General features: G+C 61.8%; 25 protein-coding genes and 1 tRNA gene. 8 read left to right on the top strand and 18 right to left on the bottom strand.

What is annotated here, in order from left to right; all coding sequences use genetic code 11:
* Nucleotides 1-8: 8 nt before the first annotated feature.
* The 4 genes from ABEA02_RS03610 to ABEA02_RS03595 form a co-directional block, all read right to left on the bottom strand.
* On the bottom strand, nt 9-2249 hold the full coding sequence (locus ABEA02_RS03610; RefSeq protein ID WP_345531461.1) for an Orn/Lys/Arg family decarboxylase: 2241 nt from the start codon (nt 2247-2249) through the stop codon (nt 9-11).
* A 214-nt stretch (nt 2250-2463) separates the two neighbouring features.
* Nucleotides 2464-3033 carry a dCTP deaminase gene (dcd, locus tag ABEA02_RS03605; RefSeq protein WP_345531460.1) on the bottom strand — a complete coding sequence of 190 codons (570 nt, stop codon included), beginning with the start codon at nt 3031-3033 and terminating at the stop codon, nt 2464-2466.
* Between the two features lie 103 nt (nt 3034-3136).
* The gene (locus ABEA02_RS03600; RefSeq protein ID WP_345531459.1) at nt 3137-4621 is read right to left on the bottom strand and encodes a B12-binding domain-containing radical SAM protein; all 1485 of its coding nucleotides are present in this window, start codon (nt 4619-4621) and stop codon (nt 3137-3139) included.
* A gap of 97 nt (nt 4622-4718) precedes the next feature.
* Nucleotides 4719-4805, bottom strand: a tRNA-Leu gene (locus ABEA02_RS03595).
* Nucleotides 4806-4999: 194 nt separating this feature from the next.
* Here ABEA02_RS03595 and ABEA02_RS03590 point away from each other — a divergent pair.
* Nucleotides 5000-6130, top strand: coding sequence for a response regulator transcription factor (locus tag ABEA02_RS03590; protein ID WP_345531458.1), 1131 nt, complete (start codon nt 5000-5002; stop codon nt 6128-6130).
* Between the two features lie 80 nt (nt 6131-6210).
* Here the strand turns inward: ABEA02_RS03590 and ABEA02_RS03585 are convergent, their stop codons facing one another.
* The 12 genes from ABEA02_RS03585 to ABEA02_RS03530 form a co-directional block, all read right to left on the bottom strand.
* Entirely contained in the window at nt 6211-7104 is an 894-nt protein-coding gene (locus ABEA02_RS03585) for a dienelactone hydrolase family protein (RefSeq protein ID WP_345531457.1), read from the bottom strand.
* Between the two features lie 219 nt (nt 7105-7323).
* Complete coding sequence (gene minE, locus ABEA02_RS03580; protein ID WP_345531456.1) at nt 7324-7587, bottom strand: cell division topological specificity factor MinE; 264 nt, start codon at nt 7585-7587, stop codon at nt 7324-7326.
* Between the two features lie 2 nt (nt 7588-7589).
* Nucleotides 7590-8402 (bottom strand): septum site-determining protein MinD, encoded by an 813-nt coding sequence (gene minD, locus ABEA02_RS03575; protein WP_345531455.1) that lies wholly within the window; start codon nt 8400-8402, stop codon nt 7590-7592.
* 39 nt (nt 8403-8441) lie between these two features.
* Complete coding sequence (minC, locus tag ABEA02_RS03570) at nt 8442-9200, bottom strand: septum site-determining protein MinC (RefSeq protein ID WP_345531454.1); 759 nt, start codon at nt 9198-9200, stop codon at nt 8442-8444.
* 118 nt (nt 9201-9318) lie between these two features.
* The gene (fliR, locus tag ABEA02_RS03565; RefSeq protein WP_345531453.1) at nt 9319-10107 is read right to left on the bottom strand and encodes a flagellar biosynthetic protein FliR; all 789 of its coding nucleotides are present in this window, start codon (nt 10105-10107) and stop codon (nt 9319-9321) included.
* A 16-nt stretch (nt 10108-10123) separates the two neighbouring features.
* Nucleotides 10124-10393 carry a flagellar biosynthesis protein FliQ gene (gene fliQ, locus ABEA02_RS03560; protein ID WP_345531452.1) on the bottom strand — a complete coding sequence of 90 codons (270 nt, stop codon included), beginning with the start codon at nt 10391-10393 and terminating at the stop codon, nt 10124-10126.
* A 10-nt stretch (nt 10394-10403) separates the two neighbouring features.
* Nucleotides 10404-11102 carry a flagellar type III secretion system pore protein FliP gene (fliP, locus tag ABEA02_RS03555; RefSeq protein WP_345531590.1) on the bottom strand — a complete coding sequence of 233 codons (699 nt, stop codon included), beginning with the start codon at nt 11100-11102 and terminating at the stop codon, nt 10404-10406.
* Nucleotides 11103-11148: 46 nt separating this feature from the next.
* The gene (gene fliO, locus ABEA02_RS03550; protein WP_345531451.1) at nt 11149-11595 is read right to left on the bottom strand and encodes a flagellar biosynthetic protein FliO; all 447 of its coding nucleotides are present in this window, start codon (nt 11593-11595) and stop codon (nt 11149-11151) included.
* A 201-nt stretch (nt 11596-11796) separates the two neighbouring features.
* A complete protein-coding gene (gene fliN, locus ABEA02_RS03545) occupies nt 11797-12219 on the bottom strand; it encodes a flagellar motor switch protein FliN (RefSeq protein WP_345531450.1) in 423 nt (140 codons plus the stop codon).
* On the bottom strand, nt 12212-13234 hold the full coding sequence (gene fliM / locus ABEA02_RS03540; protein WP_345531449.1) for a flagellar motor switch protein FliM: 1023 nt from the start codon (nt 13232-13234) through the stop codon (nt 12212-12214). Before fliM ends, fliN begins: the two co-directional genes overlap by 8 nt.
* A 21-nt stretch (nt 13235-13255) precedes the next feature.
* Nucleotides 13256-13849: a flagellar basal body-associated FliL family protein gene (locus tag ABEA02_RS03535; RefSeq protein ID WP_345531448.1), complete on the bottom strand. Its 594-nt coding sequence runs from the start codon at nt 13847-13849 to the stop codon at nt 13256-13258.
* 121 nt (nt 13850-13970) lie between these two features.
* Complete coding sequence (locus tag ABEA02_RS03530; protein ID WP_345531447.1) at nt 13971-15155, bottom strand: flagellar hook-length control protein FliK; 1185 nt, start codon at nt 15153-15155, stop codon at nt 13971-13973.
* A 201-nt stretch (nt 15156-15356) separates the two neighbouring features.
* On the opposite strand from ABEA02_RS03530, the gene ABEA02_RS03525 reads away from it, so the two are divergent.
* A complete protein-coding gene (locus tag ABEA02_RS03525) occupies nt 15357-16517 on the top strand; it encodes a sterol desaturase family protein (RefSeq protein ID WP_345531446.1) in 1161 nt (386 codons plus the stop codon).
* A gap of 209 nt (nt 16518-16726) precedes the next feature.
* On the opposite strand, the gene ABEA02_RS03520 is transcribed toward ABEA02_RS03525, so the two are convergent.
* The gene (locus ABEA02_RS03520) at nt 16727-18301 is read right to left on the bottom strand and encodes a peptide chain release factor 3 (RefSeq protein ID WP_345531445.1); all 1575 of its coding nucleotides are present in this window, start codon (nt 18299-18301) and stop codon (nt 16727-16729) included.
* Nucleotides 18302-18440: 139 nt separating this feature from the next.
* Between ABEA02_RS03520 and ABEA02_RS03515 the strand changes: the two genes are divergently transcribed.
* Nucleotides 18441-19331: a DMT family transporter gene (locus ABEA02_RS03515; protein WP_345531444.1), complete on the top strand. Its 891-nt coding sequence runs from the start codon at nt 18441-18443 to the stop codon at nt 19329-19331.
* A gap of 29 nt (nt 19332-19360) precedes the next feature.
* On the opposite strand, the gene ABEA02_RS03510 is transcribed toward ABEA02_RS03515, so the two are convergent.
* On the bottom strand, nt 19361-20176 hold the full coding sequence (locus tag ABEA02_RS03510) for an inositol monophosphatase family protein (protein WP_345531443.1): 816 nt from the start codon (nt 20174-20176) through the stop codon (nt 19361-19363).
* A 65-nt stretch (nt 20177-20241) separates the two neighbouring features.
* On the opposite strand from ABEA02_RS03510, the gene ABEA02_RS03505 reads away from it, so the two are divergent.
* The 5 genes from ABEA02_RS03505 to ABEA02_RS03485 all read left to right on the top strand — a co-directional run bounded on the left by ABEA02_RS03505 (nt 20242) and on the right by ABEA02_RS03485 (nt 24802).
* The gene (locus ABEA02_RS03505) at nt 20242-21024 is read left to right on the top strand and encodes an RNA methyltransferase (protein ID WP_345531442.1); all 783 of its coding nucleotides are present in this window, start codon (nt 20242-20244) and stop codon (nt 21022-21024) included.
* Nucleotides 21025-21036: 12 nt separating this feature from the next.
* Nucleotides 21037-21792, top strand: a complete 756-nt coding sequence (gene cysE / locus ABEA02_RS03500) for a serine O-acetyltransferase (protein WP_345531441.1) — start codon at nt 21037-21039, stop codon at nt 21790-21792.
* 117 nt (nt 21793-21909) lie between these two features.
* Nucleotides 21910-22404 (top strand): Fe-S cluster assembly transcriptional regulator IscR, encoded by a 495-nt coding sequence (gene iscR / locus ABEA02_RS03495; protein ID WP_345531440.1) that lies wholly within the window; start codon nt 21910-21912, stop codon nt 22402-22404.
* An 11-nt stretch (nt 22405-22415) separates the two neighbouring features.
* Nucleotides 22416-23567 carry a cysteine desulfurase family protein gene (locus tag ABEA02_RS03490; RefSeq protein ID WP_425584654.1) on the top strand — a complete coding sequence of 384 codons (1152 nt, stop codon included), beginning with the start codon at nt 22416-22418 and terminating at the stop codon, nt 23565-23567.
* 23 nt (nt 23568-23590) lie between these two features.
* Complete coding sequence (locus ABEA02_RS03485; protein ID WP_425584659.1) at nt 23591-24802, top strand: IscS subfamily cysteine desulfurase; 1212 nt, start codon at nt 23591-23593, stop codon at nt 24800-24802.
* The last annotated feature ends 86 nt before the right edge of the window (nt 24803-24888 follow it).

Raw genomic sequence — 24888 nt, 5'->3', positions numbered from 1 at the left:
GCAGCGTATTACTGCTTCACGCAGTCCACGCAGTAGCGCACCTTGCCGTTCTCCTCCTCTTTCACGAGGCCGTGGCAATCGGTCTCGAAGCCCGGCAGTTGTTCGTTGAAGGTGCGCACGAACTTGAGGTAGTCAACGATGGTCTTGTTGAAGCGCTCGCCCGGGATCAGCAAAGGGATGCCCGGCGGATAGGGCGTGACCAGCATCGCAGTGACACGGCCTTCGAGCTGATCGATATCGACGCGTTCGATCTTGCGGTGGGCCATCATCGACCAGGCGTCGGTCGGGCGCATCGCGGGTTCCATGTCGCTGAGATACATCTCAGTGGTCAGACGCGCCACATCGTGCTGCTTGTAGACGTCGTGGATCTGCGTGCAGAGATCCCGCAGGCCGACGCGCTCGTAGCGAGGGTGCTTGGCGACGAACTCGGGCATTACGCGCCACAGCGGCTGGTTCTTGTCGTAGTCGTCCTTGAACTGTTGCAGCTCGGTCACCAGCGTGTTCCAGCGGCCCTTCGTGATGCCGATGGTGAACATGATGAAGAAGCTGTAGAGGCCGCACTTCTCGACGATGATGCCGTGCTCGGCGAGGTACTTGGTGAGGATGCCGGCCGGGATGCCCGTCTCGGCAAAGTCGCCGTCAACGTCCAGCCCCGGCGTGATGATGGTCGCCTTGATAGGGTCGAGCATGTTGAAGCCTTCGGCGAGGTTGCCGAAGCCGTGCCAGCGCTCGTCGGCCTTGAGCATCCAGTCTTCGCGTTCGCCCATGCCTTCTTCGGCGAGGTACTCGGGGCCCCACACCTTGAACCACCAGTCCGCACCCCATTCCTCATCCACCTTGCGCATCGCACGGCGGAATTCCATGGCTTCCTGGATCGACTCTTCGACCAGCGCCGTGCCGCCCGGCTCTTCCATCATCGCCGCCGCCACGTCGCACGAGGCGATGATGGCGTACTGCGGCGAGGTGGAGGTGTGCATCAGGTAGGCCTCGTTGAAGAGGTCCTTGTCGAGCTTGCGGCTCTGCGAATCCTGCACGAGGATCTGCGAGGCCTGGCTCAAACCGGCGAGCAGTTTGTGCGTCGACTGGGTGGAGAACACCATCGACTCCTTGCATCGCGCGCGGTCCTTGCCGATGGCGTGGTAATCACCGTAAAAATCGTGGAAGGCGGCATGCGGCAGCCAGGCTTCGTCGAAGTGCAGGGTGTCGATCTTGCCGTCCAGCTCTTCCTTGATTTCCTCGACGTTGTAGAGCACGCCGTCATAGGTGCTCTGCGTGATGGTGAGCACACGCGGCATGGCGCTCTTGTCGTCGATGAAGGGGTTCTTCGCGATCTTCTTCTGGATGTTCTCCCATTTGAACTCGCTCTTGGGGATCGGGCCGATGATGCCGTAGTGGTTGCGCGTGGGCATCAGGAAGACCGGAATCGCGCCAGTCATGATGATCGAATGAAGGATGGACTTGTGGCAGTTGCGGTCGACAACCACGATATCGCCCGGCGCAACAGTCGAGTTCCAGACGATCTTGTTCGAGGTCGAGGTGCCATTGGTGACGAAGAACAGGTGGTCGGAATGGGTAATGCGCGCCGCGTTGCGTTCGGAGGCCGCGATGGGGCCGGTGTGGTCGAGCAGCTGGCCAAGTTCTTCCACTGCGTTGCAGACGTCGGCGCGCAGCATGTTCTCGCCGAAGAACTGGTGGAACATGTGACCGACCGGACTCTTCAGGAAGGCGACTCCGCCCGAGTGACCCGGGCAGTGCCAGGAGTAGGAACCGTCCGAGGCGTAATGCGTCAGCGCGCGGAAGAAAGGCGGCGGGAGTGAGTCGAGATAGGCCTTGGCTTCGCGCACGACGTAGCGGGCGATGAACTCCGGCGTGTCTTCGAACATGTGGATGAAGCCATGCAATTCGCGCAGCACGTCGTTCGGGATGTGACGCGAGGTCTTGGTCTCGCCGTACAGGAAGATCGGGATCTCCGAGTTGCGGAAACGGATTTCTTCCACGAAGGCGCGCAGCTCTTCGATGGTGGCATCCATCTCGTCGGAGCTGAACTCCTCGTCGTCGATCGACAGGATGAAGCAGGAGCCACGGCTCTGCTGCTGCGCGAACGAGGACAGATCGCCGTAGCTCGTGACGCCCAGCACTTCCATGCCTTCGTCTTCGATGGCTTTCGCAAGCGCACGGATGCCGAAGCCGCTGGTGTTTTCCGAGCGGAAGTCTTCGTCGATGATGATGATGGGGAAGTGAAAGCGCATGCCGGGCTCCCGAAAGGGCGATCAAAAGCCTTCAATGCCAAGGCGAGAAGGCGGAGCAAAAGAAAAGGGCCGCGAAGGAAAGCCAAATCCTCTAGCGGCCGGGTGCGGAATCATAGCGCAGTGCTGTGACAATGAAAGTACACAGGGCCGCCGGCAAGCATGGCCTGCCCTGGCGGCCCTTTGGCCATCCTTTGCAACTTCGCACTGCGTAGCGTCAGATCTTCGGCAGGGTCACGCCAACCTGTCCCTGGTACTTGCCGCCGCGGTCCTTGTACGAGGTCTCGCAGATCTCGTCGGACTCGAAGAACAGCACCTGTGCGCAGCCTTCACCCGCGTAGATCTTGGCGGGTAGGGGCGTGGTGTTGGAGAACTCCAGCGTGACGTAGCCTTCCCACTCGGGCTCGAAGGGTGTGACGTTCACGATGATGCCGCAGCGGGCGTAAGTACTCTTGCCAAGGCAGACAGTCAGCACCGAACGCGGAATGCGGAAGTACTCGACCGTGCGGGCCAGCGCGAAGGAGTTCGGCGGAATGACGCAATAGCCTTTGCCCGAGACTTCGACGAAGGACTGCGGATCGAAAGCCTTTGGGTCGACAATGGTCGAGTTGATGTTCGTGAAGACGCGGAATTCGTCGGCGCAGCGGATGTCGTAGCCGTAGCTCGACGTGCCGTAGGAAACGATCTTCTGGCCATTCGCCTCACGGATGAGCGTCGGTTCGAAGGGTTCGATCATGCCGTGCTTTTCCGCCATGCGGCGGATCCACTTGTCTGATTTGATGCTCACGGTGCCTCACTGGCTGGGTGACAGATGACGAATTCTAGCGCTTTGCGGCACTCCCGGCCGTGCATGGGGCGTGAGATTGCCGGCAATCAAGGTGGATGGCGCCTCAGGTAGTCAATGCGAAGGATGGGTTATCGGGAGCCAGGCTCCGGCCGCGCAGATAGCGGATCGGTGCGAGATTCAACCAACCCGGCAGAAAGCGCCAGTAAGGACCTGGCACACCGAACCGGTCAAGCCAGCGGTAGACGCGCCGCTTGCCGTCACTGATCTGGCTGTCTGCGGCGTGCACGATGCAGGGGTTGCGCAGGATGCCCTGTGTCACACGCTTGATGAGCGCCTCCTCGGGGACGAGTGGGGAGCGATAGAAAACGCCTCCGGCAAGGTCGGTGTCTGGCTGGATGTAGCCCTCTGCCAGAGCTTGGGCAGCCAGGGCGGTACCCGGCAGGATGCGTATGCCAGTGAAGAACACCGAAAGGAAGCTGCCCCCGGCGAGCCGTGTTTCTGCAAAGTTCAGGGTTTCATCGCATGTCGAAGTTGTCTCGCCCGGCGCGCCGAGCATGAAGCACCACAGGCTCTTCAGGCCCGCATGACGTGCCAGGTCGGCACAACGGGCGACCTCCCGCATCGTGAAGCCTTTTCTCAGGCTTTTGAGCATGGCATCGCAACCCGCTTCAGGCGAGACCATCATCGAGTTGAAGCCCGCCCGCCTCATCAGCGGGAAAAGCTCGATCGGCACGTCGCGCGGATTGATACCCATGGTCGTAAAGCTGGTCTTCAGTCGTCCCGCTTCCCGGCGTCGCACGATCTCTTCGCAGACGGCGATGGCGTGTGTGGACGGGGTGTTGAAGGTTGAGTCGACGAATTCGAAGCAACGCGCGCCGGTTTCACGCCATACCCGCTCGACTTCGTCGAGAACCTCGAGGGGGTCGCGCAGACGTTGCTTGCGGCCTTCGATCAACGGATAGGTGCAATAGCTGCAACGCATGGGGCACCCACGCTTGCTTTGCAGCGGCCAGGTGCCACCAAGTTGCTGGTAGTCGCGCCAGCACACGAAATCTTCCATGCCGGAACCTGCAAAGCCGGGGAGCAAGGCGGGTGGATTGCGCTGCGGACGTCCATCCCGCCAGTAGCAAACGCCTGCAATCTGTTGCACCGATGCATGCTGGTGCAGGGCTGTCAGCAGGGCGGGGAAGGCTGCCTCCCCCTCACCGACGATCGCGAAATCCGCCTGGAACAAGGGTAGGGCCTGTGCGCCGAGGATGGAGATGGAGGGGCCGCCGAGGATCAACGGAACGTCTGGCCCACATGCGTCGCGGATGACTGCGGCCTGGGCTTGAAGGGCCGCCAGTGGCGACTCGAAGCGCTGGCTGATCACATTGTCTATATTACGTATGGATAAGCCGACCGCTTCGGGACGGAATGTCGCGATGCTGTTGCGTAATGCTGTGTGGATGTCTGCGGAGAAGGCCAGATCCAGCAGCTGCACCACGTGACCCGCAGCGCGGGTAGCGGCGGCGACGTAGCTCAGACCGATGGGCGCGGCAGGTTCGACCTCGCGACTCTGGTTCGAATAGATCAGCAGGACGCGCATGCGACGCTCTCAGGGGTAGAAAGCGGCAGGCTATCAATGACGCAGGAGTGGATAGGCGATCTGGATCAAGAGTCTGCCAGCAAAGCGCTCTGGCAAATGGTGCCCGGGACGGGGGTCGAACCCGTACAGCCTTGCGGCCGAGGGATTTTAAGTCCCTTGTGTCTACCAATTTCACCACCCGGGCAGGGGCAGATATCGCAGGGCTCGCAGTTTAGCGCCCGACAGGGCCCGCACCAAGCATTACGCGGCTTATGGACTGACGGGCACTCCGCTGGACAGGTATCAAGCCCTGGCCGCGCGGGACGATAAATACGATGGGATGATGCTACGCATCATCCTGGCCGGGAAAGTTGTTGGTTGTAATCGGGAGGGTGTGTGATGAGCAACGCCAGAAGTGCCGTATTCGTCCTGGAGCAGGATGCCGATATCCGTGGAGAAGTGTGCCGGGAACTGGCCAAGGTGTCGTCCGACGTTCGCGGCTTTGCCAAAGGCGACGAACTGATGGCCGCCCTGCAAGACCATCCGGCCGTTTGCCTACTGGATCTGGAGGCGCCGGGGCGTGGCGGATTGGAGATCTGCCGGGCATTGCGTGCCCGCGGCGACGATGCTGCTCACGTCATCCTTACGAGCACGGACGACAACATCCAGATGCGCCTGACGGCCTTCGATGTGGGCTGCAATGATTACTGCGTCAAGCCATTGATTCCAGAAGAGATTGTCAGCAAGGTCGACGACATTCTGAAAGCCCATGAACAGATGGCTGCGCTCTCGTCGCAGCTGCAGTACGCCACGACGACGGCGTTTGGTGCCATGAATTCACTGGCCGAGATGGGCACGGTGATGAAGTTCATGCGTGATGTCTTCGCCTGCCACACCGTCGAAGCTGTAGCCAGGGCGATCGTCGAAGCCTGCAATCAGTATGACCTTCGGTCGCTGGTTTCCTGCAAGCTCAATGACAATATCATCATGCTCAACGAGCATGGTTCAGCCAGCCCGTTGGAGTCGTCCTTGCTGGAGCATGCCTCGCAGAATGATCGCATCACGCAGTTTTCAGGACGCTTGTCGATTACCTATCCCCTGGCAACCATGCTGATCACCAACTGGCCGCATTCGGACGAAGAGCGTGCGGGTCGCTTGCGCGATCACCTGGCCTTCGTAGTCGAGTCTGCCAATATCCGTCTGGGTGTGCTGCAGCATGACGCTCGGCGACTCGAAAAGACCGAAATGATCCTGAGCGCCGTCAATGGTCTTATGCGCATGGTGGATTACCTGCGTGAACGTCAGCAGGTGCAGCGCGAGAGTGCCATGCGCATGGTCGCCGACCAGGGGGAGGCGATCGCTCGCTCGTTCTACAGCATGGGCTTGTCGGATGCGCAGGAGGCCAAGATTCTCAATCTGGTGAGCGGTTGCGGCACCGAGATCTGCAAGCAGATGGCAAGTTTCGGCCTGGAACAGGAGCGCATGCTGGAAGGCATCATCGAGACCATGCACAGGCTGGCTGATGACTGACGCGTTCAGGCTCACGCAAACAGAAACCAATAAAACAAAACGCCCGGCATATGCCGGGCGTCTGCTTTCAGCTTGCCGAATCAGCGCAGGTTCGCGTTGAAGAAGGCAATCGTGCGTTGCCAGGACAGCTTGGCCGCAGCATCGTCGAAACGCGGCGTGGTGTCGTTGTTGAAACCGTGCTGGGTACCTGCATAGATAAAGCCCTCGACCTTGGCACCCGCTGCCTTCAACGCAGCTTCGTACGGCGGCCAGGTGGACGTGGTGCGTTCGTCGTTCTTGAGGTCGGCGTAGTGGGCCAGGATGGGGGCCTTGACCTTGACGGCCTGATCGACCGCAGGGGCCGCGCCGTAGTAGGGCACGGCAGCGTTCAGCGTCGGGATGCGCGTTGCAAGGAAGTGCGACATCGCGCCGCCGTAGCAGAAGCCGACCACCCCCAGCTTGCCGTTGCCTTCAGGCTGTTTGGCCAGCCACTCCGCCGCGGCGACGAAATCTTCGCGCGTCTTGGTCTGGTCGAGTTCGCGGAACTTGGCGACGGCGGCCTCTTCGTTGCCGGGGTAGCCCCCCAGCGGGAACAGGGCATCCGGGGCGAATGCAATGAAGTTATCCAGCGCGACACGGCGTGCCATGTCTTCGATATGGGGGTTGAGGCCACGGTTCTCATGCACCACCAACACAAGCGGAAGCTTGCCGACTGGCTTGGCGGGTGTCACAAGGTAGCCACGGACCTTGCCGTAGCCGTTGGGAGAGGGGATTTCGACGAACTTGCCGACGATGCGTGCATCGTCGGGCTTGACCACCTGGGCTTCAGCGAATTTCGGGGACAGAGCTGCGAGTATGCCGGTTGCGGTCATGCCGCCGACGGCGAACTTGCCGGCCCCGTCCAGGAACTCGCGGCGGGAGATACCGCCATGGACATATTCGTGAAAGAGCTTGAGAACTTCGGGGTGAAAATCTTTTGCGGTAAGACGACTCATCACATTCTCCTCTCGTTGGATACAGCAGCTGCGGGCGGCTTGCGGGGAAGCCTGCTGGCCTGTTTGAATGGGCCGGTGCCTCGAAGGTTCCCCCTTGGCACCAGTATCACGCAGGACAGGCGCGCCGTGAAGAAGCAATGTTCATGTGCAATCCAGCCAGCCCAGCCTGCAAAAAGAAAAATGCCGGTCAGCGACCGGCATTTTTCTGTGGGGCGGACCTCAGCGTGCATTAGGCTCCGGCATCACGATATTCACCTCCAGCACCTCGTAGTTGTCCTTCTTCTCAAGCTGTACCTTGATGTCGTCCGGGTTGATCTTGACGTACTTCGAGATCACGGCGACGAGGTCTTTCTGCAGGGCCGGCAGGAAGTCGGGCGTGGTGTCCTCGGCACGCTGGTGGGCAATGACGAGCGTCAGCCGCTCCTTGGCGCGTGCCGCGGATTTGGGCTGGGCATTGCCGAAAATCTTTTCAAGCCAGGACATGTTCAACCTCCGAACAGGCGCTTGAGGATGCCGGGCTTCTCATAGCTCACGAAGCGCAGCTCACGCTCTTCGCCGAGGAAGCGCGCGACGACGTCCTGGTAAGCAGTAGCGGCGTCATCATCCTTGTTGTGAATGACGGGCGAGCCGGAGTTGGATGCCTGCAGCACGCATTCGGACTCCGGGATCACGCCGATCAGCGGAATGCGTAGCAGCTCCTGAATGTCCTTGAACGACAGCATTTCGCCCTCTTCGACGCGCTTGGGGCTGTAGCGCGTGACCAGCAGGTGTTCCTTGACGGGCTCGCGGCCCTCCTTGGCTCGGCGGCTCTTGCTCTGGAGGATACCGAGGATGCGGTCGGAGTCGCGGATCGACGAGACTTCGGGGTTCGTGACGACGATGGCTTCGTCGGCAAAAGTCAGGGCCATGATGGCGCCGTGTTCGATACCGGCGGGCGAATCGCAGACGACGTAGTCGAAGCCCATGTGTTCGAGGTCCTTGATGACCTTCTCGACGCCTTCTTCGGTCAGGGCGTCCTTGTCGCGCGTCTGCGAGGCGGGCAGCACGAAGAGGTTCTCGCAGTGCTTGTCCTTGATCAGGGCCTGGTGGAGGTTGGCGTCGCCGCTGATCACGTTCACGAAGTCGTACACCACGCGGCGCTCACAGCCCATGATGAGGTCGAGGTTGCGCAGGCCGACGTCGAAGTCGATCACGGCGGTCTTGAAGCCGCGCAGCGCGAGGCCGGAGGCGAAGCTGGCGCTGGAAGTGGTCTTGCCCACGCCGCCCTTGCCGGATGTCACGACGATTACACGTGTCACGGGTAAATCCTCTCTCTAATGTGTTCTGTGGGGTGCGCGTCAGTCGAGCTTCAGCGCATCGATATTCAGGCTGTGCTGCCCGTTGCGGTCAGCACGCAATACAGCGTGAGCAGCCTTGCCAGCCAGATTGGGTGGCAGGCCGCGTTCAAAGGTGCGGTAGACGCCGGCGATGGAGACCAGCTCCGGCGCGAAACTCGTGGTGATGATGCGTGCCTGTGTGTTGCCTTGAGCACCAGCCAGCGCGCGGCCACGCAGCGGGCCGTAGCAGTGGATGCTGCCGTCGGCAATGACTTCGGCACCATTGCTGACACCGCCGAGAATGACGACGTCGCCGCCGCGGGCATAGACCTGCTGGCCGCTGCGCAAGGGCCGCTCGATGATCATGGTCGGCGCGCCGCCAGTGGGGGGCGTGAGGTCCAGCGCAGCCTGCGGGGCTGTCGGTGTCGCAGCGGGCTTTGGTTCGGCGGGGCGCTCGGCGCTCATCTTGCCGGCATCGGCAGCCAGCACCGCCAGACCGGCTTTGCGGGCGCTGTCTTCCAGGTGTTCTGGCGTGTGGCGTACAGCGACAGGCTGCAGGCCGTAACGGCGCAGCAGGCTCAGCAGACCCGGCCAGTCGGCGCGTTCGGGGGCCTTGGCGAGCTGCGACAGGTCAATGATGGTGGCTTCGCCGGCGAAGAACTCGCCCAATCCGCCCAGCATGGTATGCAGGGTGTCGGAGAGTTTGACGTTGTCGAGTTCCCGCACGATGGCTGACATGGCGGTAAGGCTGCCGGCCTTGAACTCGATGGGTTTGGTCATAAAAGCGGGGCGCCGGGCGCGGTCATGAAAAGGCAATAAAGCAGTCGAGTCTACTTTTTGAGGGGGTTCGGGGCAAGTGCGGGGGCAGATAAGGGTTCAGGCACAGGGCCCTTGCGGCTCAGCGCTGGGCAAAGGCCCTGGCCAGCATGGTGATGCCCTCGAAGCCCTGGTCGAACACTCCCTGCAGCACGCTTGCCAGAACGGGCAGGGTCAGCCACAGCACAGCGATGCCGACCGTGGAGGTGATCGGGAAGCCGATGGCGAACAGATTGAGCTGAGGCGCGGCGCGCGTCAGCACAGCCAGCGCGATGTTGGTGATGAGCAGGGCGGCAATGACGGGCAGGGCCAGCAACAGCCCGGTGGCGAACAATATCGCGCCGCTGCGTGCCAGCCACAGGAAGCCTTCGGAATGCACGGGCGTAGCGGTGATGGGCAGCCACTCGAAGCTCTGCGCCAGACTTTGTATCAGCAGCAAGTGGCCGTTCAGGGCCAGGAACAGCAGGGTAGAGAAGATGCCGACAATCTGCGCAATGACCGAGGTCTGGCCCTGGCTTTGCGGGTCAAAGAAGGTGGCGAATGAGAGCCCCATCTGCAGGCCGACGAGTTCGCCCATCACGTCGAGCGCAGCGAAAACCACGCGCATCGCCAGCCCGAGGCCGGCACCGATGATGATTTGCTGGGCCAGCACGGCAAGGCCGACATAGCTGCCCGGTGCCGGCAGGTTCTGTTGCGGCAGCGACGCGCCGACGGCAAAACCTATGGCCAGGGCCACGATCAACTTGATACGACGGGGAATGGCAACGTTGTTGAAGACCGGTGCTGCGGCCACGAAGGACATCACCCGCACCATGGGGAACACCCAGGTCACCAGCAAAGCATCCAGCTGTGCGGTGGTGATGGAGAACATGGCGCGCTGCGTGCAGTCAGCCGATGAGGTTCGGGATCGCCTCGAACAGCCTGCGGATGTAGTCAGTCAGCAGGGTAATCATCCAGGGGCCAACCATCACCAGGGTGCCGAACATGATCAAAAGCTTGGGCACGAACGACAGGGTCTGTTCGTTGATCTGCGTGGCGGCCTGCAGGATGCTGATGAGCAGACCGGTCGCCAGCGCAGCGAGGAACATCGGCGCCGAGATGAGCAGGGCGACTTCCATGGCTTCACGGCCGAGTGCGACGACGGTAGTGGGATTCATGGAGGGACTCCTATCCGAAGCTTGTGATGAGTGAGGCAATGAGCAGATTCCAGCCGTCCACCAGTACGAACAGCATGATCTTGAACGGCAGCGAGACGATGACGGGTGACATCATCATCATGCCCATGGACATGAGGACCGAGGCAACCACCATGTCGATGACAAGGAAGGGCAGAAATACGATGAAGCCGATCTGGAAAGCCGTCTTCAACTCACTGGTGACGAAGGCCGGCACGATGACGCGCATAGGCAGGTCTTCAGCCTTGTCGACCGGGGGAACCTTGGCAAGCTTGGCGAACAGGGTCAGGTCGCTGTCGCGCATCTGCTTGAGCATGAAGGCCTTCATCGGCACGCTGGCGCGATTGACGGCTTCGTCAAACTCGATCTTGTTGGCCGATAGCGGCACCCAGGCGTCGGTGTAGACCTTGTCGAGCACGGGTGACATGACGAAGAAAGTGAGGAACAGTGACAGCCCCACGATGACCTGGTTGGGCGGCGAGGTCTGCGTACCCATGGCGTGACGCAGCATCGACAGCACGATGACGATGCGTGTGAAGCCACTCATCATCAGCACAATGGCCGGGATGAAGGTGAGCGCCGTCATCATCAACAGCGTCTGCACCGGCAGGCTCCAGGTGGTGCCGCCACCGGGCGACGGTGTGCTGGTCAGCGCGGGCATGCCCTGCGCCATCACGACTGATGGCACCATCAGCAGGCAGGCGAGCAGACCGATCTGTAAAGGACGAAAGAGGGGATTACTGCGCACGGCGCTTCTCCAGCAACTGTTTCAGGCGTAGTGCGAAATCGTTGCCCGATGCCGGCTCCGGGGCCGACATCGGAACTTCTGTTGATTCCAGTGTTTGCAGTGCATTGACGCGGCCCGGCGTCACGCCCAGTACGAGCACCTTGCTGCCGATGCTGACCAGCACAACACGTTCGCGTGGGCCGACGTTGGTGGCGCCGATGACCTTGAGATTGCCGACCAGGTGTGTGCGGCCGGCTTGCAGCTTCTTGAGCAGCATCAGCGTGCCGAACAGCGCTGCGATGACAACGATGAGGCCGAACAGCATCTGCATTACGCTGCCGGCCGCAGAGGGTGCAGCCTCGGTAGCCGACATCGCGATGCCGGGTGATGTGCAGAGCAGGGCAAAGAGGGACGTGGGTGCCCCTGAGATGCGGGGGCTGAAAGGCTTGTATGACATGTCCGCAAGCCTAATGCCGGCGGACTGTGCAGCGTGGAGGGAGAAGCGGCAGGAAATTACGGCAAATCCTGCCGGCTCCGTCTGGTCAGGATTGGCTGATCAAGCGCTTCGGATGAGCTCACCATGCCGTGGAGAGCCCATGAACGTAAAAGCCCGGTCGTCAGTGACGGACCGGGCCTTGTTTCGGACCGGGCGGGCAGATCAGGCGCGCAGTTTCTTGACGCGTTCGGAGGGTGTGATGATGTCCGTCAGGCGGATACCGAACTTGTCATTGACCACCACCACCTCGCCCTGGGCGATGAGGGTGCCATTGACGAGCACGTCCATCGGTTCGCCGGCGAGGGCGTCGAGCTCCACCACCGAGCCGTGGGCGAGCTGCAACAGGTTACGGATCGAGATGCGCGTGCGGCCCAGTTCGACGGTGAGTTGCACCGGTATGTCGAGAATCAGCTCGAAATCGTTCATCGAGCTGGGCTTGGCTCCACCACCACCGTCAAAGCTCTGGAACGAGGCGGGCTGGGCAACGGGCGTGCCCATATCCTCGACCGCCTGCTCCTGCATGGCAGCAGCCCAATCGTCCTCAGTCACATCGGCTTCGGCGGCTTCGTTGTCTGTATCAGCCATGTTCGGACACTCCAAGTTTTGAGGCGATCGTGTCGATCTCCTTGTCTTCCGGCGCGATGAAGCGCTCCACCTTCAGGGCGTAGTGCCCGCCTTGCACGCCGTACTGGCATTCGAGGACGCCGACACCGTCGACGTTGGCCTGGATCGAGCCATCCATGTCGAGCGGAATCACGTCACCCGGTTTGAAATTGACGAGCTCACGCAGGGTCACCGTGGCGGTCGCGAGCTGCGCAACCAGCTTGATGTCCACCGCCTGCACCTGCTTGGTCATCATGCTGATCCAGCGCTTGTCCTGCGTGATGTGGTCGGACTGCATCGAGCTGTAGAGCACGTCGCGGATCGGCTCGACCATGGAGTAGGGGAAGCAGATGTGCATGTCGGCCTGCGCGCCGCCGAACTCCAGCGTGAAGGTCGTGGCGACGACAATTTCGCTGGGCGTGGCGATATTGGCGAACTGTGAGTTCATCTCGGAGCGGATGTACTCGAACTGCAGATTGAAAACCGGGTGCCAGGCGCGCTCGTATTCTGCAAAGACAACCTTGAGCAGGCCCTGGATGATGCGTTGCTCGGTCGAGGTGAAATCACGACCTTCGACGCGGGTGTGGAAGCGACCGTCGCCGCCGAACATGTTGTCGACGACGAGGAAGACGAGATCGGGGTCAAAGACCATCAGCCCCGTGCCGCGCAGCGGCTTGGCCAGCACGAGGTTGAGGTTGGTCGGCACCACGAGATTGCGGACAAACTCGCTGTACTTCTGAACGCGGATCGGCCCAACCGACACTTCCGCATTGCGGTGCATATAGTTGAAGAGGCCAATACGCAGGTAACGGGCGAAGCGTTCGTGGATCAGCTCCAGCGTCGGCATGCGACCACGGACGATGCGTTCCTGCGTCGCGAGGTCGTAGGAGCGTATGCCGCCTTCCTCGCCGCTACCGGAATCGGGTTCGTCGAGCTCGCCGGTGACGCCCTTCAGAAGGGCATCAACTTCGTCTTGCGAGAGAAAATCCTGACCCATGTCGCGCTACCTGTGGCTGGATTACTGGACGATGAACTGCGTAAAGAACACGGCCTGCACGGGCAGTTCGACTTCGTGCTCTTCCGCGTCCTTCTTGCGGCGCTTGCTGCGTTTGGGCGGCTCGACGCCCATCACTTCATTCATCACATCCTGAATGTCGGCAGCCAGAGACTCCTTGCCCTCGGGGGAGGTGATCTCGCTGGCTTTTTGCGCGCCGGCAAGGTTGAGGATCTCGTGGCGAATCTGCGGCATCAGTGCCTTCAGCTCCTCGGCCTTCTTGTCATCGCTGACCTTGAGACTCACCGCCATCTGCAGGAATTGCTCACCGGCACCCGGCGTCTCGGGCTGCAGATTGACCGTAAAGGGCTCCAGCGGCAGGAACACCGGCGGTTTGTGCTCTTCCTTCTTTTTCTCTTCGTGTTTCTCGGCCTTGGCCTCTTCGTGTTCGCCATCGGCAGGCGCCTTCTTGCCGCCCAGCATGATGCCCAGCCCGACGCCAAGCCCCAGCGTCAGGACTGCCACGCCGATGATGATGAAGAGCAGCTTCTTGCTCTTCTTGGGCGGGGCGTCGCCTGCTGCGGCTTCTTCTTTCTTGGGCGCTTCCTTGTTTGCCATGTTTGATCACCTTGCCAGTTCAGCGGCATTGTCGCGTCATGGCGACAGTGCCCAAGCCCTGAATAACGGACAAAGCGGGCGGCAAATGAAGCCTTGGAAGCAATTTGTTGCCATGGCGCTTTCAGGCGAAGGTGTCGACGAGCCCAGTACCAGAGCGGGTCTGGCGGACCTGGCTGGTTTCATTCAGCAAACCGCCGCCATTGCCCTGCACGCCAGATCCGCCACCACCACGGCGCTCGCGGCCTGCCGCGTCAGACCCCTGGCCGCTCTGGCCAGCGCCCACGTCGGCCTGGCCGAGATTGATGCCGGACTGCGCCAGCATGTCGCGCAGCTTGGGCATGGCGTCCTGCAACGCCTCACGGGCTACCGGATTCACCGCCACGAAGCTGGCACTGGCCTGGTCACCCTTCATGTCAATCGAGATTTCGACGCGGCCAAGGTGGGCAGGTGTCAGCACCAGCTCGGCCTTGCCCGAGTCATGCTGGGCACTCCACACCAGTTTGTGGCCCACTTCTTCGGCCCAGCCAGCCTGTCCGACCGGTGTGCGGATCTCTGAGACCGTAGCGCTGTTCTGGCCGGCATGCGCCGACGTGGCGGCCTGCGCGGTCTGGCTCTGCCGCATCAGCTCGGCCTGCTGCGTGCTGTTGAGACCGGCTTGCTCCAGTGTTGCGGCAAAGCTTGGCTTATTAGACTCCTGGCGGGTCGTCAGTTCTGTGGTCGCGGTGGGCAGTTGTTCGCCGTTTGTTAGCTGTTCATCCCCGGCTTCGGACTTGCCATTGCTCATATTGCCCAGCGGTTGCTGAAGTGCCGCGCTGCGGCCGTCTGCGGCATCCGGAATTGCCGTAGAAGCGGCAAGGTTTGCCGCGTTGGCGGCAGGCTTGTCTGTCAGCGGGGCGTCACTGCGGGCAACCTCGGGCATGACCATCAGCCCGGCCAGCCCCGCGTCCGGTGCCGTCTGATCCGTCACGACCTCGGTCTGCGACGGGGTCTCGCTCATGCGCGACTGCAGGCTCACGCTGGCCAGCAACTGCGCCAGATCGGCCGGGGTTGCCGGGTTTGCTGTGCCCTCGGCTGCCGTCTCCTTGTCAGTCCCGGCGGCCTTGTCCGATGCGGGTTTCCCGGCGGTCGCTTCCATCCTGGAGGAAGCCTTGTCGCCGCTCGCAGCGGCCCGCTTTTCGCGCAACACACTGGAGAAGCTTTGCGCGCCTTCGCTCTGGTTTACCCCTTCTCTGGCGGCTTCATTCTGCGCATTTCCCTGCTGCACGGAGGCAATGGCAAGGGCGGGATTGACGCTGACTTCGGGCATGACTGAATCCTTTCCGGTATCTGCAACAGCACTGCTTTCGGAGGGGATTCAGCAAAGGGTGTGCCATCGGCAATCCGATCCGCGTCGCGGTCGCTTGAAGGGCCGACCGGGGGCTGCCGCAGCGGGCCTGGCCTTGCGATAACATCGCCCGCTTGTGCCAGCTGGCATCCCTGACCTGAAGATAGTCCAACGATGATGGAAATGATCCGCAAGCTTCTGCGACTGCGCGCCTCGCATGGCCGCCTCGAATCCGGTTCCGGCATGATTTCCGGCGTCTTCGCCCTGTGCCTGTCCATCCTCTGCCTGCTCGGCGTGCTGGCTTTCCACTTTCCGCAGTACCTGACGACGCCCGAGCTGCGCCACCACGTCTATGACGTCGGCGCGATGCGCCAGCTGTTGTTCTGGTCGATGGTGCTGTCAGGCGGCATTGCGCTCTTCAACGCCATTTTTGGCCGCACCCGCTGGCTGGCAGCCATTGCCTTCGGCATCGTTGTGCTGTGCCTGCTGCTGGGCGGCAGCAAGGTCCAGGTCGGCCCCTACGAACAAAGCACCGCCTATCTCGGGCTGGACTGGTTCATCCTCGACCTGCTGGGCTCGACCCTGCTGTTCGTCTTCATCGAGAAACTTTTCGCGCTGCGAAAGGACCAGCCAGTGTTCCGGGAAGAGTGGCGTACCGACCTACATCACTTCCTCGTCAATCACCTCGTCGTCGGCTTCATCCTGCTGGCCACCAACCTGCTGGTGCACAAGCTCTTCGGCTGGGCCGCGCGCGACAGCGTGCAGTCCTGGGTAGCCGGTCTGCCTTTCCCGGTCGCGCTGTTTGCCATCATTCTCGTCGCTGACCTCGTGCAGTACTGGACGCACCGTGCGTATCACGAGATTCCGGTGCTCTGGCGCCTGCATGCCGTGCACCACAGCGCCAAGCACATGGATTGGCTGGCCGGCTCGCGCCAGCACATCCTCGAACTGCTGATGACGCGCACCCTCGTGCTGGCACCGATCTTCGTGCTCGGCTTCGCCAAGGAAGTGATCGACGCCTACATCATCATTGTCGGCTTCCAGGCCGTGTTCAACCACGCCAACGTCAGCGTGCGCCTCGGCCCGCTGCGCTACCTCATCGTTACACCCAACTTCCACCACTGGCACCACTCACAGGACCAGGAAGCGCTGGACCGCAACTACTCGGCCCACTTTGCCTTCCTTGACTACCTGTTCGGCACCGCCGTGAAGTCAGACCGCAAGTGGCCCGAACGCTACGGCGTGCTGGGCGACTACGTGCCGGACGGCTTCCCGCGCCAGTTCATGTTTCCGTTTGTGTGGAAGAGCTCCGCGCCGGCGGTTGACGCCACGCCTCGTGACTGAAGGAAACCGGGCAAGCAACTCAAGCGCGTGGGCACACCAGGCACGCGTGTTCCCTTGACATCGCCGCGCGGAAACAGGCACCGCCCGGTAACTATCGCGCTGGAAGATCTTCGCCCCAAGCGCGCCGGGAGGGGCGGAAGGCTGCCGCGCGTTCCGGGAGCACGGCTGTGCAGGCGAAACAGATATCTATGGACTTGAGCCGCTGAACATCAATAAATCTCCCGCGTCTCCAGGAACTTCACATTCGGATGCCGCTCCTGCGCCATCTGCAGGTTCACGCGATTCGGGGCGAGGTAGACGTAGTCGCCCGCACCATCGAGCGCCATGTTGCCCGGCGCCTTGTCGAGCAGGGCCTTGATGTCTTCGTCCTTGCCGCGCAGCCAGCGCGCGGTGGCCCAGGTGCAGGCTTCGAAGACGCATTCGACGGCGTACTCATGTTCGAGACGGTGGGCGACGACGTCGAACTGCAGCACGCCGACGGCGCCGAGGATGAGGTCGTTGCTGGCAAGTGGTTTGAAGAGCTGGGTGGCGCCTTCTTCGGCGAGTTGCTGCAGCCCTTTTTGAAGCTGTTTCATCTTCAGCGGGTTCTTGATCTGCGCGCGGCGGAAGAGGTCTGGCGCAAAGGAGGGGATGCCCGTGAATTTGAGGTCTTCGCCTTCGGTGAAGGTGTCGCCGAGGCGGATGCTGCCGTGGTTGGGGATGCCGATGATGTCGCCGGCCCAGGCTTCTTCCGTGGTGTTGCGGTCTTGCGCCATGAAGGTGATGGCGTTGTTGACGGCGAAATGCTTGCCTTGCGAGACCTGCTTGATCTTCATGCCGCGCTCGAAGTGGCCGGAGCAGACGCGCATGAAGGCGATGCGGTCACGGTGCTTGGGGTCCATGTTGGCCTGGATCTTGAACACGAAACCGGAGAACTTGTTTTCGTCAGGTGCGACCTGGCGATTTTCGGACGCGCGAGCGAGCGGGCCCGGCGCGTAGTCGACGAGGGCATCGAGGACGGACTGCACGCCGAAGTTGTTGACGCCGGAGCCGAAGAAGACGGGCGTCTGTTTGCCGGCGAGATACTTCTCTTTATCGAATGTGTGCGAGGCGCCGCGCACGAGTTCGACCTGCATGCGCAGCTCTTCAGCCTGGTCGCCGATGGCTTCGTCGAGGCGCGGGTTGTTCAGCCCTTCGATGATCTCGGAGGTGCCTTTCTCGGCCTGCGGGTCGAAGAAGGCGATGCTGTCGTTGTAGAGGTGATAGACACCGCGGAAGCGCTTGCCCATGCCGATGGGCCAGGTCATCGGTGCGCATTCCATTTCCAGCGTCGATTCGATTTCGTCGAGCAGGTCGATGGGCTCCTTGCCTTCGCGGTCGAGCTTGTTGATGAAGGTGAGGATGGGTGTGTCGCGCATGCGGCACACCTTGAGCAGCTGGATGGTGCGCGATTCGACGCCATTGACCGAGTCGATCACCATCACGGCGGAGTCGACGGCGGTGAGCGTGCGGTAGGTGTCTTCCGAGAAGTCTTCGTGGCCCGGTGTGTCGAGCAGGTTCACGATGGCGTCACGGTAGGGGAACTGCATGACCGACGAGGTGACCGAGATGCCGCGCTGCTTTTCGAGTTCCATCCAGTCGGAAGTCGCGTGGCGGCTGGCCTTGCGGGCGCGTACTTCGCCAGCCACCTGGATGGCGCCGCCGAACCACAGCAGCTTTTCGGTAAGGGTGGTTTTACCCGCGTCAGGGTGGGAGATGATCGCAAAGGTGCGGCGGCGGGAAATTTCTTGCAGGAGATCGGTCACGGCAGGGACGGGCAGGGCCCGGTATGGGAATTCTGTGAAGCCGCATATTCTAGCGGTTAGGCGCCCGCCAGCCGAATCCTGTCTGTAGTGCGGCGTTAAACTGCCGACTCTTCCGCATCACCTCTGCAAGGCAATCCCCATGTCGTCCACCGCCCGCCGTCTCAACGGCGAAGGTCTTCTGCTTCTTCTCGGTCTGGCCATTGGCTGGGGCCTCAACTGGCCAGTCATGAAGATCGTGGTGGCGGAAGTGCCGCCGCTGACCTTTCGCGGCCTGTGTCTGCTGATTGGCGGGCTGGGTGTGCTGACCATTGCGCGTCAGGCCGGACTTGCGCTGACTTTGCCGCGAGAGCGGCTTGGGCAAATCCTGTGGCTGAGCTTCTTCAACATCATCGGCTGGAACATCTTCGCAACCTATGGCGTAGCCCATTTACCCTCGGGGCGGGCAGCCTTGCTGGGTTACACGATGCCGCTGTGGTGCGTGCCGCTGTCGATCTGGTGGCTGGGTGAAGCGATGACCAAGCGCCGGGCGCTGGCACTGGTGCTGGGCGCAGGTGGTGTCGTGGCCTTGATGAGGGAACAGGTACTGCATCTGTCGCAGGCGCCGCTGGGTGTGTTCCTGATGGTGACGGCGGCCGCGTCCTGGGCTGCGGGCACGGTGTTGCTCAAGCGCTGGCAGATTCCGCTCAACACCGTGGCGCTGACGGGCTGGATGATGTTGCTGGGTGGTGTGCCGATGCTGATTGCGGCTTACTTTGTTGACGGCATGCCTGCTGCGCTGCCCTCCGCCAGCGCCTTATGGGGCCTGGCCTACAACGTGGTGGTGGGTTTCATGTTCGGCTACTGGGCCTGGAACAAGCTGGTGCTACTGGTGCCGGTCAGCGTGTCTTCGCTGTCGTCCCTGATTACGCCGCTGGTGGGTGTGCTGGCTGGCGCCGTTGTGCTGCATGAGTCGCCGGGCTGGCCAGAGGCGATTGCAGCGGCGCTGATCCTTGGTGCCGTGGCTGTCATCAATGCAAAACGGGGAGCCTGAGCTCCCCGTTTTTTGTGCCGTCAGGTCGATCAGGCCTTCAGTGTGCTGGCAGTGTGGCTTTGCACGATCTGCAGCAGCGGGGCGAAGATGCGCGGCGAGCCGGCAACGAGATTGCCGGTTTCGAGGTAAGCGGATTCCCCGCTGAAGTCGCTGATCAGGCCACCGGCTTCAGACACCATCAGTGCACCAGCCGCCATGTCCCACGGCGCAAGGCCGAATTCGAAGAAGCCGTCAGTACGCCCGCAGGCGACATAAGCGAGATCCAGCGCAGCGGCGCCTGGGCGACGCAGGCCAGCCGTCTTCTGCACCAGCTCACGGAAGATGGCCGTGTAACTATCAATGTGGTCAAAGTTCCGGAACGGGAAACCGGTGCCGATCAGCGAATCCTGCAACTTGGTGCGCTTGGAAACACGGATGCGGCGGTCGTTGAGGAAGGCGCCCTTGCCGCGGCTGGCGGTGAAAAGCTCGTTGCGAACCGGGTCGTAAATCACGCCGTGTTGCAGTACGCCCTTCTGAGTGATGCCGATCGAGACCGCGTATTGCGGGAAGCCGTGGATGAAGTTGGTGGTGCCATCGAGCGGGTCGATGATCCACTGGAACTCGCTCTGGGCGCTGTCGCCCGCGCCGTCAGAGCGGCCGGACTCCTCTGCTAGAATGCCGTGCTCCGGATACGCTTCGCGAATCACTTCGATGATGGCCCGTTCAGCGGCCTGGTCGACCTCGGTGACAAAGTCACTGGGCTGTTTGGTTCTCACCTCGATCAGATCGAGATCCAGAGATGCGCGGTTGATGACCGTGGCGGCGCGACGCGCTGCCTTGACGGCAATGTTCAGTATCGGATGCATGGCTTTTGAATGAGCGATGACGCTACCCCGTCGCGGGACAGGCGTCTTTGGAAACCCGGAATTATATGTCGGATCAGTCGGCTTTGAGCCGCGTTCGTGTCGTTCTCGTGCAGCCCAGCCATCCCGGCAATATCGGCGCGGCCGCACGGGCCCTGAAGACCATGGGGCTGAACGCGCTGTGGCTGGTGCAGCCCAAGCGCTTTCCCGATGCCGAGGCGACGTCGCGCGCCTCGGGTGCCACCGATGTGCTGGAAGCGGCGCGGGTGGTGGATTCACTGGCCGAAGCCTTGCAGGGCGTGACGGTGGCCGGAGCGCTGACGGCGCGCCGGCGCGAACTGGCCTTGCCCGCCCAGTGGTCGCGCGATGCCGCACAAACTCTGGCGGCTCAGGCAAGGCAGGGCAGCGACGTGGCGCTGGTGTTCGGCAACGAGACTTTCGGTCTTTCCAACGAAGATGTGCGTCTTTGCCAGTTGCCCGTCATGATTCCGGCCAATCCGGAATACAGCTCGCTGAATCTGGGCGCGGCCGTGCAGTTGATGACCTACGAGATGCGCATGGCGCTGGCTGATGCGGGCGAGGCGCCGACCTGGAGCGAACCACTGGCGACGGTAGACGAGGTCGAGTCGCTGATGGCCCACATCGAACGCGCCACGACGGCGACGGGTTTCTATAACCCCGAAAACCCGAAGCGCCTGATGCCGCGCTTGCGCCGCATGTTCGGCCGCATTGCGCTTGAAAAAGACGAGGTCAACATCCTGCGCGGCATGCTCAGCCTGTTCGAGAAGCCTGCGCCGGGCAGCCCCGCCAGTACAATGGCGCGGCGCGACCCCGACAGAGACAACGACTGACACCGAGGACCCATGTTCAGCCACCTGCGTGAAGACATCCATAGCGTTCTGCAACGCGATCCCGCGGCCCGCAGCAAGCTGGAGGTGCTCACCTGTTATCCCGGCATTCACGCGCTGTTCGTGCATCGCTTCTCGCACGGTCTGTGGCGGCGTGGTTTCGTCTGGCTGGCGCGCTTCGTGTCGGTGTTCGGTCGCTGGTGGACCGGCATCGAAATTCACCCCGGCGCAAAGATCGGCCGCCGCGTCTTCATCGACCACGGTACAGGCGTCGTCATCGGCGAGACCGCCGAGGTGGGCGACGACTGCACGATCTATCAGGGCGTAACGCTGGGCGGCACATCGCTGTATCGCGGTGTCAAGCGCCACCCGACGCTGGAGAGCGGCGTGGTGGTGGGCGCTGGCGCCAAGGTGCTGGGCGGTTTCACGGTGGGGAAGGGGGCCAAGATTGGTTCCAACGCCGTGGTAACCAAACCTGTACCAGCGGGCGCAACAGCGGTGGGCATCCCGGCTCGCATCATCGAACCCAAGGGCGAAGAGCGTGACCATAGCGCCGACGTGCAGGGCTTCTCGGCTTATGGCGTCACCCGCGACATGGACGATCCGTTGTCGCGTGCGCTGCATGCCATGCTTGATCATGCTGCAGAGCAAGACAAGCGTATCGATGCGCTGGTTGCCCGCCTCAAGGCGGCAGGGCTGTGCGGTGAGGATGATGACCCTGGGTGTCAGCAAGTCTTCGACCATGATTCGCTGTCGAAGATGGTCGATTGATCACGGTAATCAACGAGATAGCACCGACGAATCCTTGACTGAATTGCTCGGGTATTGCATACTTGACAAAAATGATCAGGTATTTCCGATAGCCATCGGAACCCCCGGAGCCAATCCATGAGACTGACAACCAAGGGCCGTTTTGCCGTCACGGCAATGATTGACCTCGCTTTGCGCCAGAGCGACGGTCCCGTCACGCTGGCCGGCATCAGCGAGCGGCAGGGCATTTCGCTGTCTTACCTCGAGCAGTTGTTCGGCAAGCTGCGTCGTCATGAGCTGGTCAGCAGCGTGCGTGGTCCCGGTGGTGGCTACATGCTGGCGCGAGCGACGGAGAGCATTTCGGTGGCCGACGTGATTATCGCTGTCGATGAGCCGCTGGACGCGACGCAGTGCGGTGGCAAGGAAAACTGCCACGACGAAGGCCGCTGCATGACACACGACCTGTGGACGAATCTCAACAAGCGCATGTTCGAGTATCTGGCGTCGGTCACGCTGGCCGGGCTGGTCGAACAGCACAGGCAGCGCATCAAGAGTTGTGAAAGCAAGGAAGTAATGGTCTTCCGCGAGGCGCGTGAGTCCTGCGACAAGCCTTCGGTGACTGCACAGGCCTGAGGATCTGCATCGTGTTCGCCCCCGTATATCTCGACTGGAACGCCAGCACGCCGCTCGACGAGCGCGTGCGCGAAGCCATGCTGCCGTTTCTCGGCGTGCGCTTCGGCAATGCATCCAGCCGGCACGAGTACGGACGCCAGGCGCGCGATGCGATCAGCCGCGCCCGCCAGCAAGTGGCGGCGGCTGTTGGCGCACACGAGACTGAAGTGGTCTTTACGAGCGGCGGTTCCGAAGCGAACAACCTGTTCATCAAGGGCGCGGCCGCCATGCGGCAGCCCGGCCTGATTGCCATTGGTGCGACCGAGCATCCTTGCGTGCGCGAGCCCGCCCACCAACTGCAGCGTCTGGGTTGGCAGGTGCAGGAACTCCCCGTTACTGCTGAAGGTACAAGTGATGTCGCAGCAGCGGCGGCGCTGATTGCCGAGAAACGTCCGGCGCTGGTGTCGCAGATGCTGGCCAACAACGAAACCGGTGTGGTCAATGACGTCGCCGCACTGGCGCTGCACGTCAAGGCGGCCGGTGGTCTCCTGCATGCTGATGCGGTTCAGGCGCTGGGCAAGACGCCCGTGTCGTTCCGTGGTCTGGGTGTGAATGCGCTGACCTTGTCGTCGCACAAGATCGGTGGCCCGATTGGTGCGGGAGCGCTGGTGCTCGACAAACGCGTCGAGTTGCAGCCCCTGATTGCAGGGGGCGGTCATGAGCGTGGTTTGCGCTCAGGCACCGAGAACGTTGCAGCCATCGTGGGGTTTGGTCTGGCCTGTGAGCTGGTCACGGCTGATCTGGCGAGCCGTGTGCAGCACATGCGTGACGTGCGTGAAGTGCTGGAGGCTGGGTTGAGTGCCTTGGGCGCGCGCCTGTTCGGTGCGGATGCAACACGCTTGCCCAACACCAGTTACTTCGCTTTTGCAGGAATCGACGGCGAGACCCTGGTTGGCAAGCTGGATCGTGCAGGTTTTGCGGTGGCCAGTGGCGCGGCATGTTCAAGCGCCAATCCCGAGCCGTCGCGGACCTTGGTGGCAATGGGTGTGGAGGACGGGCTGGCACGTGGTGCCGTGCGCGTCAGCGTTGGGCCGGCAACGGCCTTGAGTGATGTAAAACGATTTGTAGAAGTGCTGCGCGAGACGGTAACCGCATTGCGGAACCTCTCAGCGGTCAGTGCTTGATGACTGAGCTGGTTCTGGAGCCATTGATGAAGTTTCCTCTCTATCTCGACTATTCCGCCACGACGCCGGTCGACCCACGTGTCGCCGAGCAGATGATTCCCTGGCTGACCGAACATTTCGGCAACCCGGCCAGCCGTTCCCATGCCTATGGCTGGGAGTCGGAAGAGGCGGTCGAGAAGGCGCGCGAGCATGTCGCGGCGCTGGTGAATGCTGATGCGCGCGAAATCGTCTGGACCTCGGGTGCCACCGAATCCAACAACCTCGCCATCAAGGGCGCGGCGAACTTCTACGCCGGCAAGGGTAAGCATCTCATTACGCTGAAGACCGAGCACAAGGCCGTGCTGGACACCATGCGTGAGCTGGAGCGTCAGGGCTTCGAAGTGACCTACATGGATGTGCAGGAGAACGGCCTCATCGACCTCGAAGCCTTCAAGGCGGCACTGCGTGCCGACACCATTGTTGTCTCCATCATGTTCGTGAATAACGAGATCGGCGTGATCCAGCCGATCGCCGAGATCGGCGAAATCTGCCGCGAGAAGGGCATCATCTTCCATGTCGACGCGGCACAGGCGACCGGCAAGGTGGACATCGATCTCGAAAAACTGAAGGTTGATCTGATGTCGTTCTCGGCGCACAAGACCTATGGTCCCAAGGGTATCGGCGCGCTGTACGTGCGTCGCAAGCCGCGTGTGCGCATCGAGGCGCAGATGCACGGCGGTGGTCACGAACGCGGCATGCGTTCGGGCACGCTGGCGACGCACCAGATCGTCGGCATGGGTGAGGCCTTCCGTATCGCCAAGGAAGACATGGCGACCGAGAATGCCCGCATCCGTGCATTGCGTGACCGTCTCTACAAAGGACTGTCCGACATCGAAGCGACCTTCCTCAACGGTGACATGACGCAACGCGTGCCGCACAACCTCAACCTGAGTTTTGCGTACGTTGAAGGCGAATCGCTGATCATGGCAATCAAGGAAGTGGCCGTCTCATCGGGTTCCGCTTGCACGTCGGCTTCGCTGGAACCCTCGTACGTGCTGCGCGCACTGGGTCGCGAGGACGAACTGGCGCATAGCTCGATCCGCTTCACCATCGGCCGTTTCACAACTGAGGAAGAGGTCGACTTCACCATCGATCTATTGCACAAGAAGATTGGCAAGCTGCGCGAACTCTCGCCCCTGTGGGAGATGTACAAGGACGGCGTGGACTTGAATACCGTTCAGTGGGCGGCACATTGATTTGAAGCAGAGAGGAGCGATGGGTCAAGAGTGAAGAGTAAGACCATCCGGGCAGTTTCACCGCCCGCATAGATCAACTCCTCACT

Source organism: Viridibacterium curvum (assembly GCF_039544165.1).
Lineage (GTDB): Bacteria > Pseudomonadota > Gammaproteobacteria > Burkholderiales > Rhodocyclaceae > Viridibacterium > Viridibacterium curvum.
Note: the sequence above shows the minus strand (reverse complement) of the source record. Positions and strands in the feature narration are given on the sequence as shown.

Excerpts from the sequence above, each read along its gene's own strand:
- ABEA02_RS03610 (WP_345531461.1), bottom strand. The coding sequence starts at position 2,249 with ATGCGCTTTCACTTCCCCATCATCATCATCGACGAAGACTTCCGCTCG.
- ABEA02_RS03590 (WP_345531458.1), top strand. The coding sequence starts at position 5,000 with ATGAGCAACGCCAGAAGTGCCGTATTCGTCCTGGAGCAGGATGCCGAT.
- ABEA02_RS03525 (WP_345531446.1), top strand. The coding sequence starts at position 15,357 with ATGATCCGCAAGCTTCTGCGACTGCGCGCCTCGCATGGCCGCCTCGAA.
- iscR (WP_345531440.1), top strand. The coding sequence starts at position 21,910 with ATGAGACTGACAACCAAGGGCCGTTTTGCCGTCACGGCAATGATTGAC.
- fliM (WP_345531449.1), bottom strand. The coding sequence starts at position 13,234 with ATGGGTCAGGATTTTCTCTCGCAAGACGAAGTTGATGCCCTTCTGAAG.
- minC (WP_345531454.1), bottom strand. The coding sequence starts at position 9,200 with ATGACCAAACCCATCGAGTTCAAGGCCGGCAGCCTTACCGCCATGTCA.
- ABEA02_RS03510 (WP_345531443.1), bottom strand. The coding sequence starts at position 20,176 with ATGCATCCGATACTGAACATTGCCGTCAAGGCAGCGCGTCGCGCCGCC.
- minE (WP_345531456.1), bottom strand. The coding sequence starts at position 7,587 with ATGTCCTGGCTTGAAAAGATTTTCGGCAATGCCCAGCCCAAATCCGCG.
- ABEA02_RS03535 (WP_345531448.1), bottom strand. The coding sequence starts at position 13,849 with ATGGCAAACAAGGAAGCGCCCAAGAAAGAAGAAGCCGCAGCAGGCGAC.
- ABEA02_RS03505 (WP_345531442.1), top strand. The coding sequence starts at position 20,242 with ATGTCGGATCAGTCGGCTTTGAGCCGCGTTCGTGTCGTTCTCGTGCAG.
- fliP (WP_345531590.1), bottom strand. The coding sequence starts at position 11,102 with ATGGTGCCATCAGTCGTGATGGCGCAGGGCATGCCCGCGCTGACCAGC.
- cysE (WP_345531441.1), top strand. The coding sequence starts at position 21,037 with ATGTTCAGCCACCTGCGTGAAGACATCCATAGCGTTCTGCAACGCGAT.
- ABEA02_RS03530 (WP_345531447.1), bottom strand. The coding sequence starts at position 15,155 with ATGCCCGAAGTCAGCGTCAATCCCGCCCTTGCCATTGCCTCCGTGCAG.
- fliO (WP_345531451.1), bottom strand. The coding sequence starts at position 11,595 with ATGTCATACAAGCCTTTCAGCCCCCGCATCTCAGGGGCACCCACGTCC.
- fliN (WP_345531450.1), bottom strand. The coding sequence starts at position 12,219 with ATGGCTGATACAGACAACGAAGCCGCCGAAGCCGATGTGACTGAGGAC.
- fliR (WP_345531453.1), bottom strand. The coding sequence starts at position 10,107 with ATGTTCTCCATCACCACCGCACAGCTGGATGCTTTGCTGGTGACCTGG.
- ABEA02_RS03515 (WP_345531444.1), top strand. The coding sequence starts at position 18,441 with ATGTCGTCCACCGCCCGCCGTCTCAACGGCGAAGGTCTTCTGCTTCTT.
- ABEA02_RS03600 (WP_345531459.1), bottom strand. The coding sequence starts at position 4,621 with ATGCGCGTCCTGCTGATCTATTCGAACCAGAGTCGCGAGGTCGAACCT.
- fliQ (WP_345531452.1), bottom strand. The coding sequence starts at position 10,393 with ATGAATCCCACTACCGTCGTCGCACTCGGCCGTGAAGCCATGGAAGTC.
- ABEA02_RS03585 (WP_345531457.1), bottom strand. The coding sequence starts at position 7,104 with ATGAGTCGTCTTACCGCAAAAGATTTTCACCCCGAAGTTCTCAAGCTC.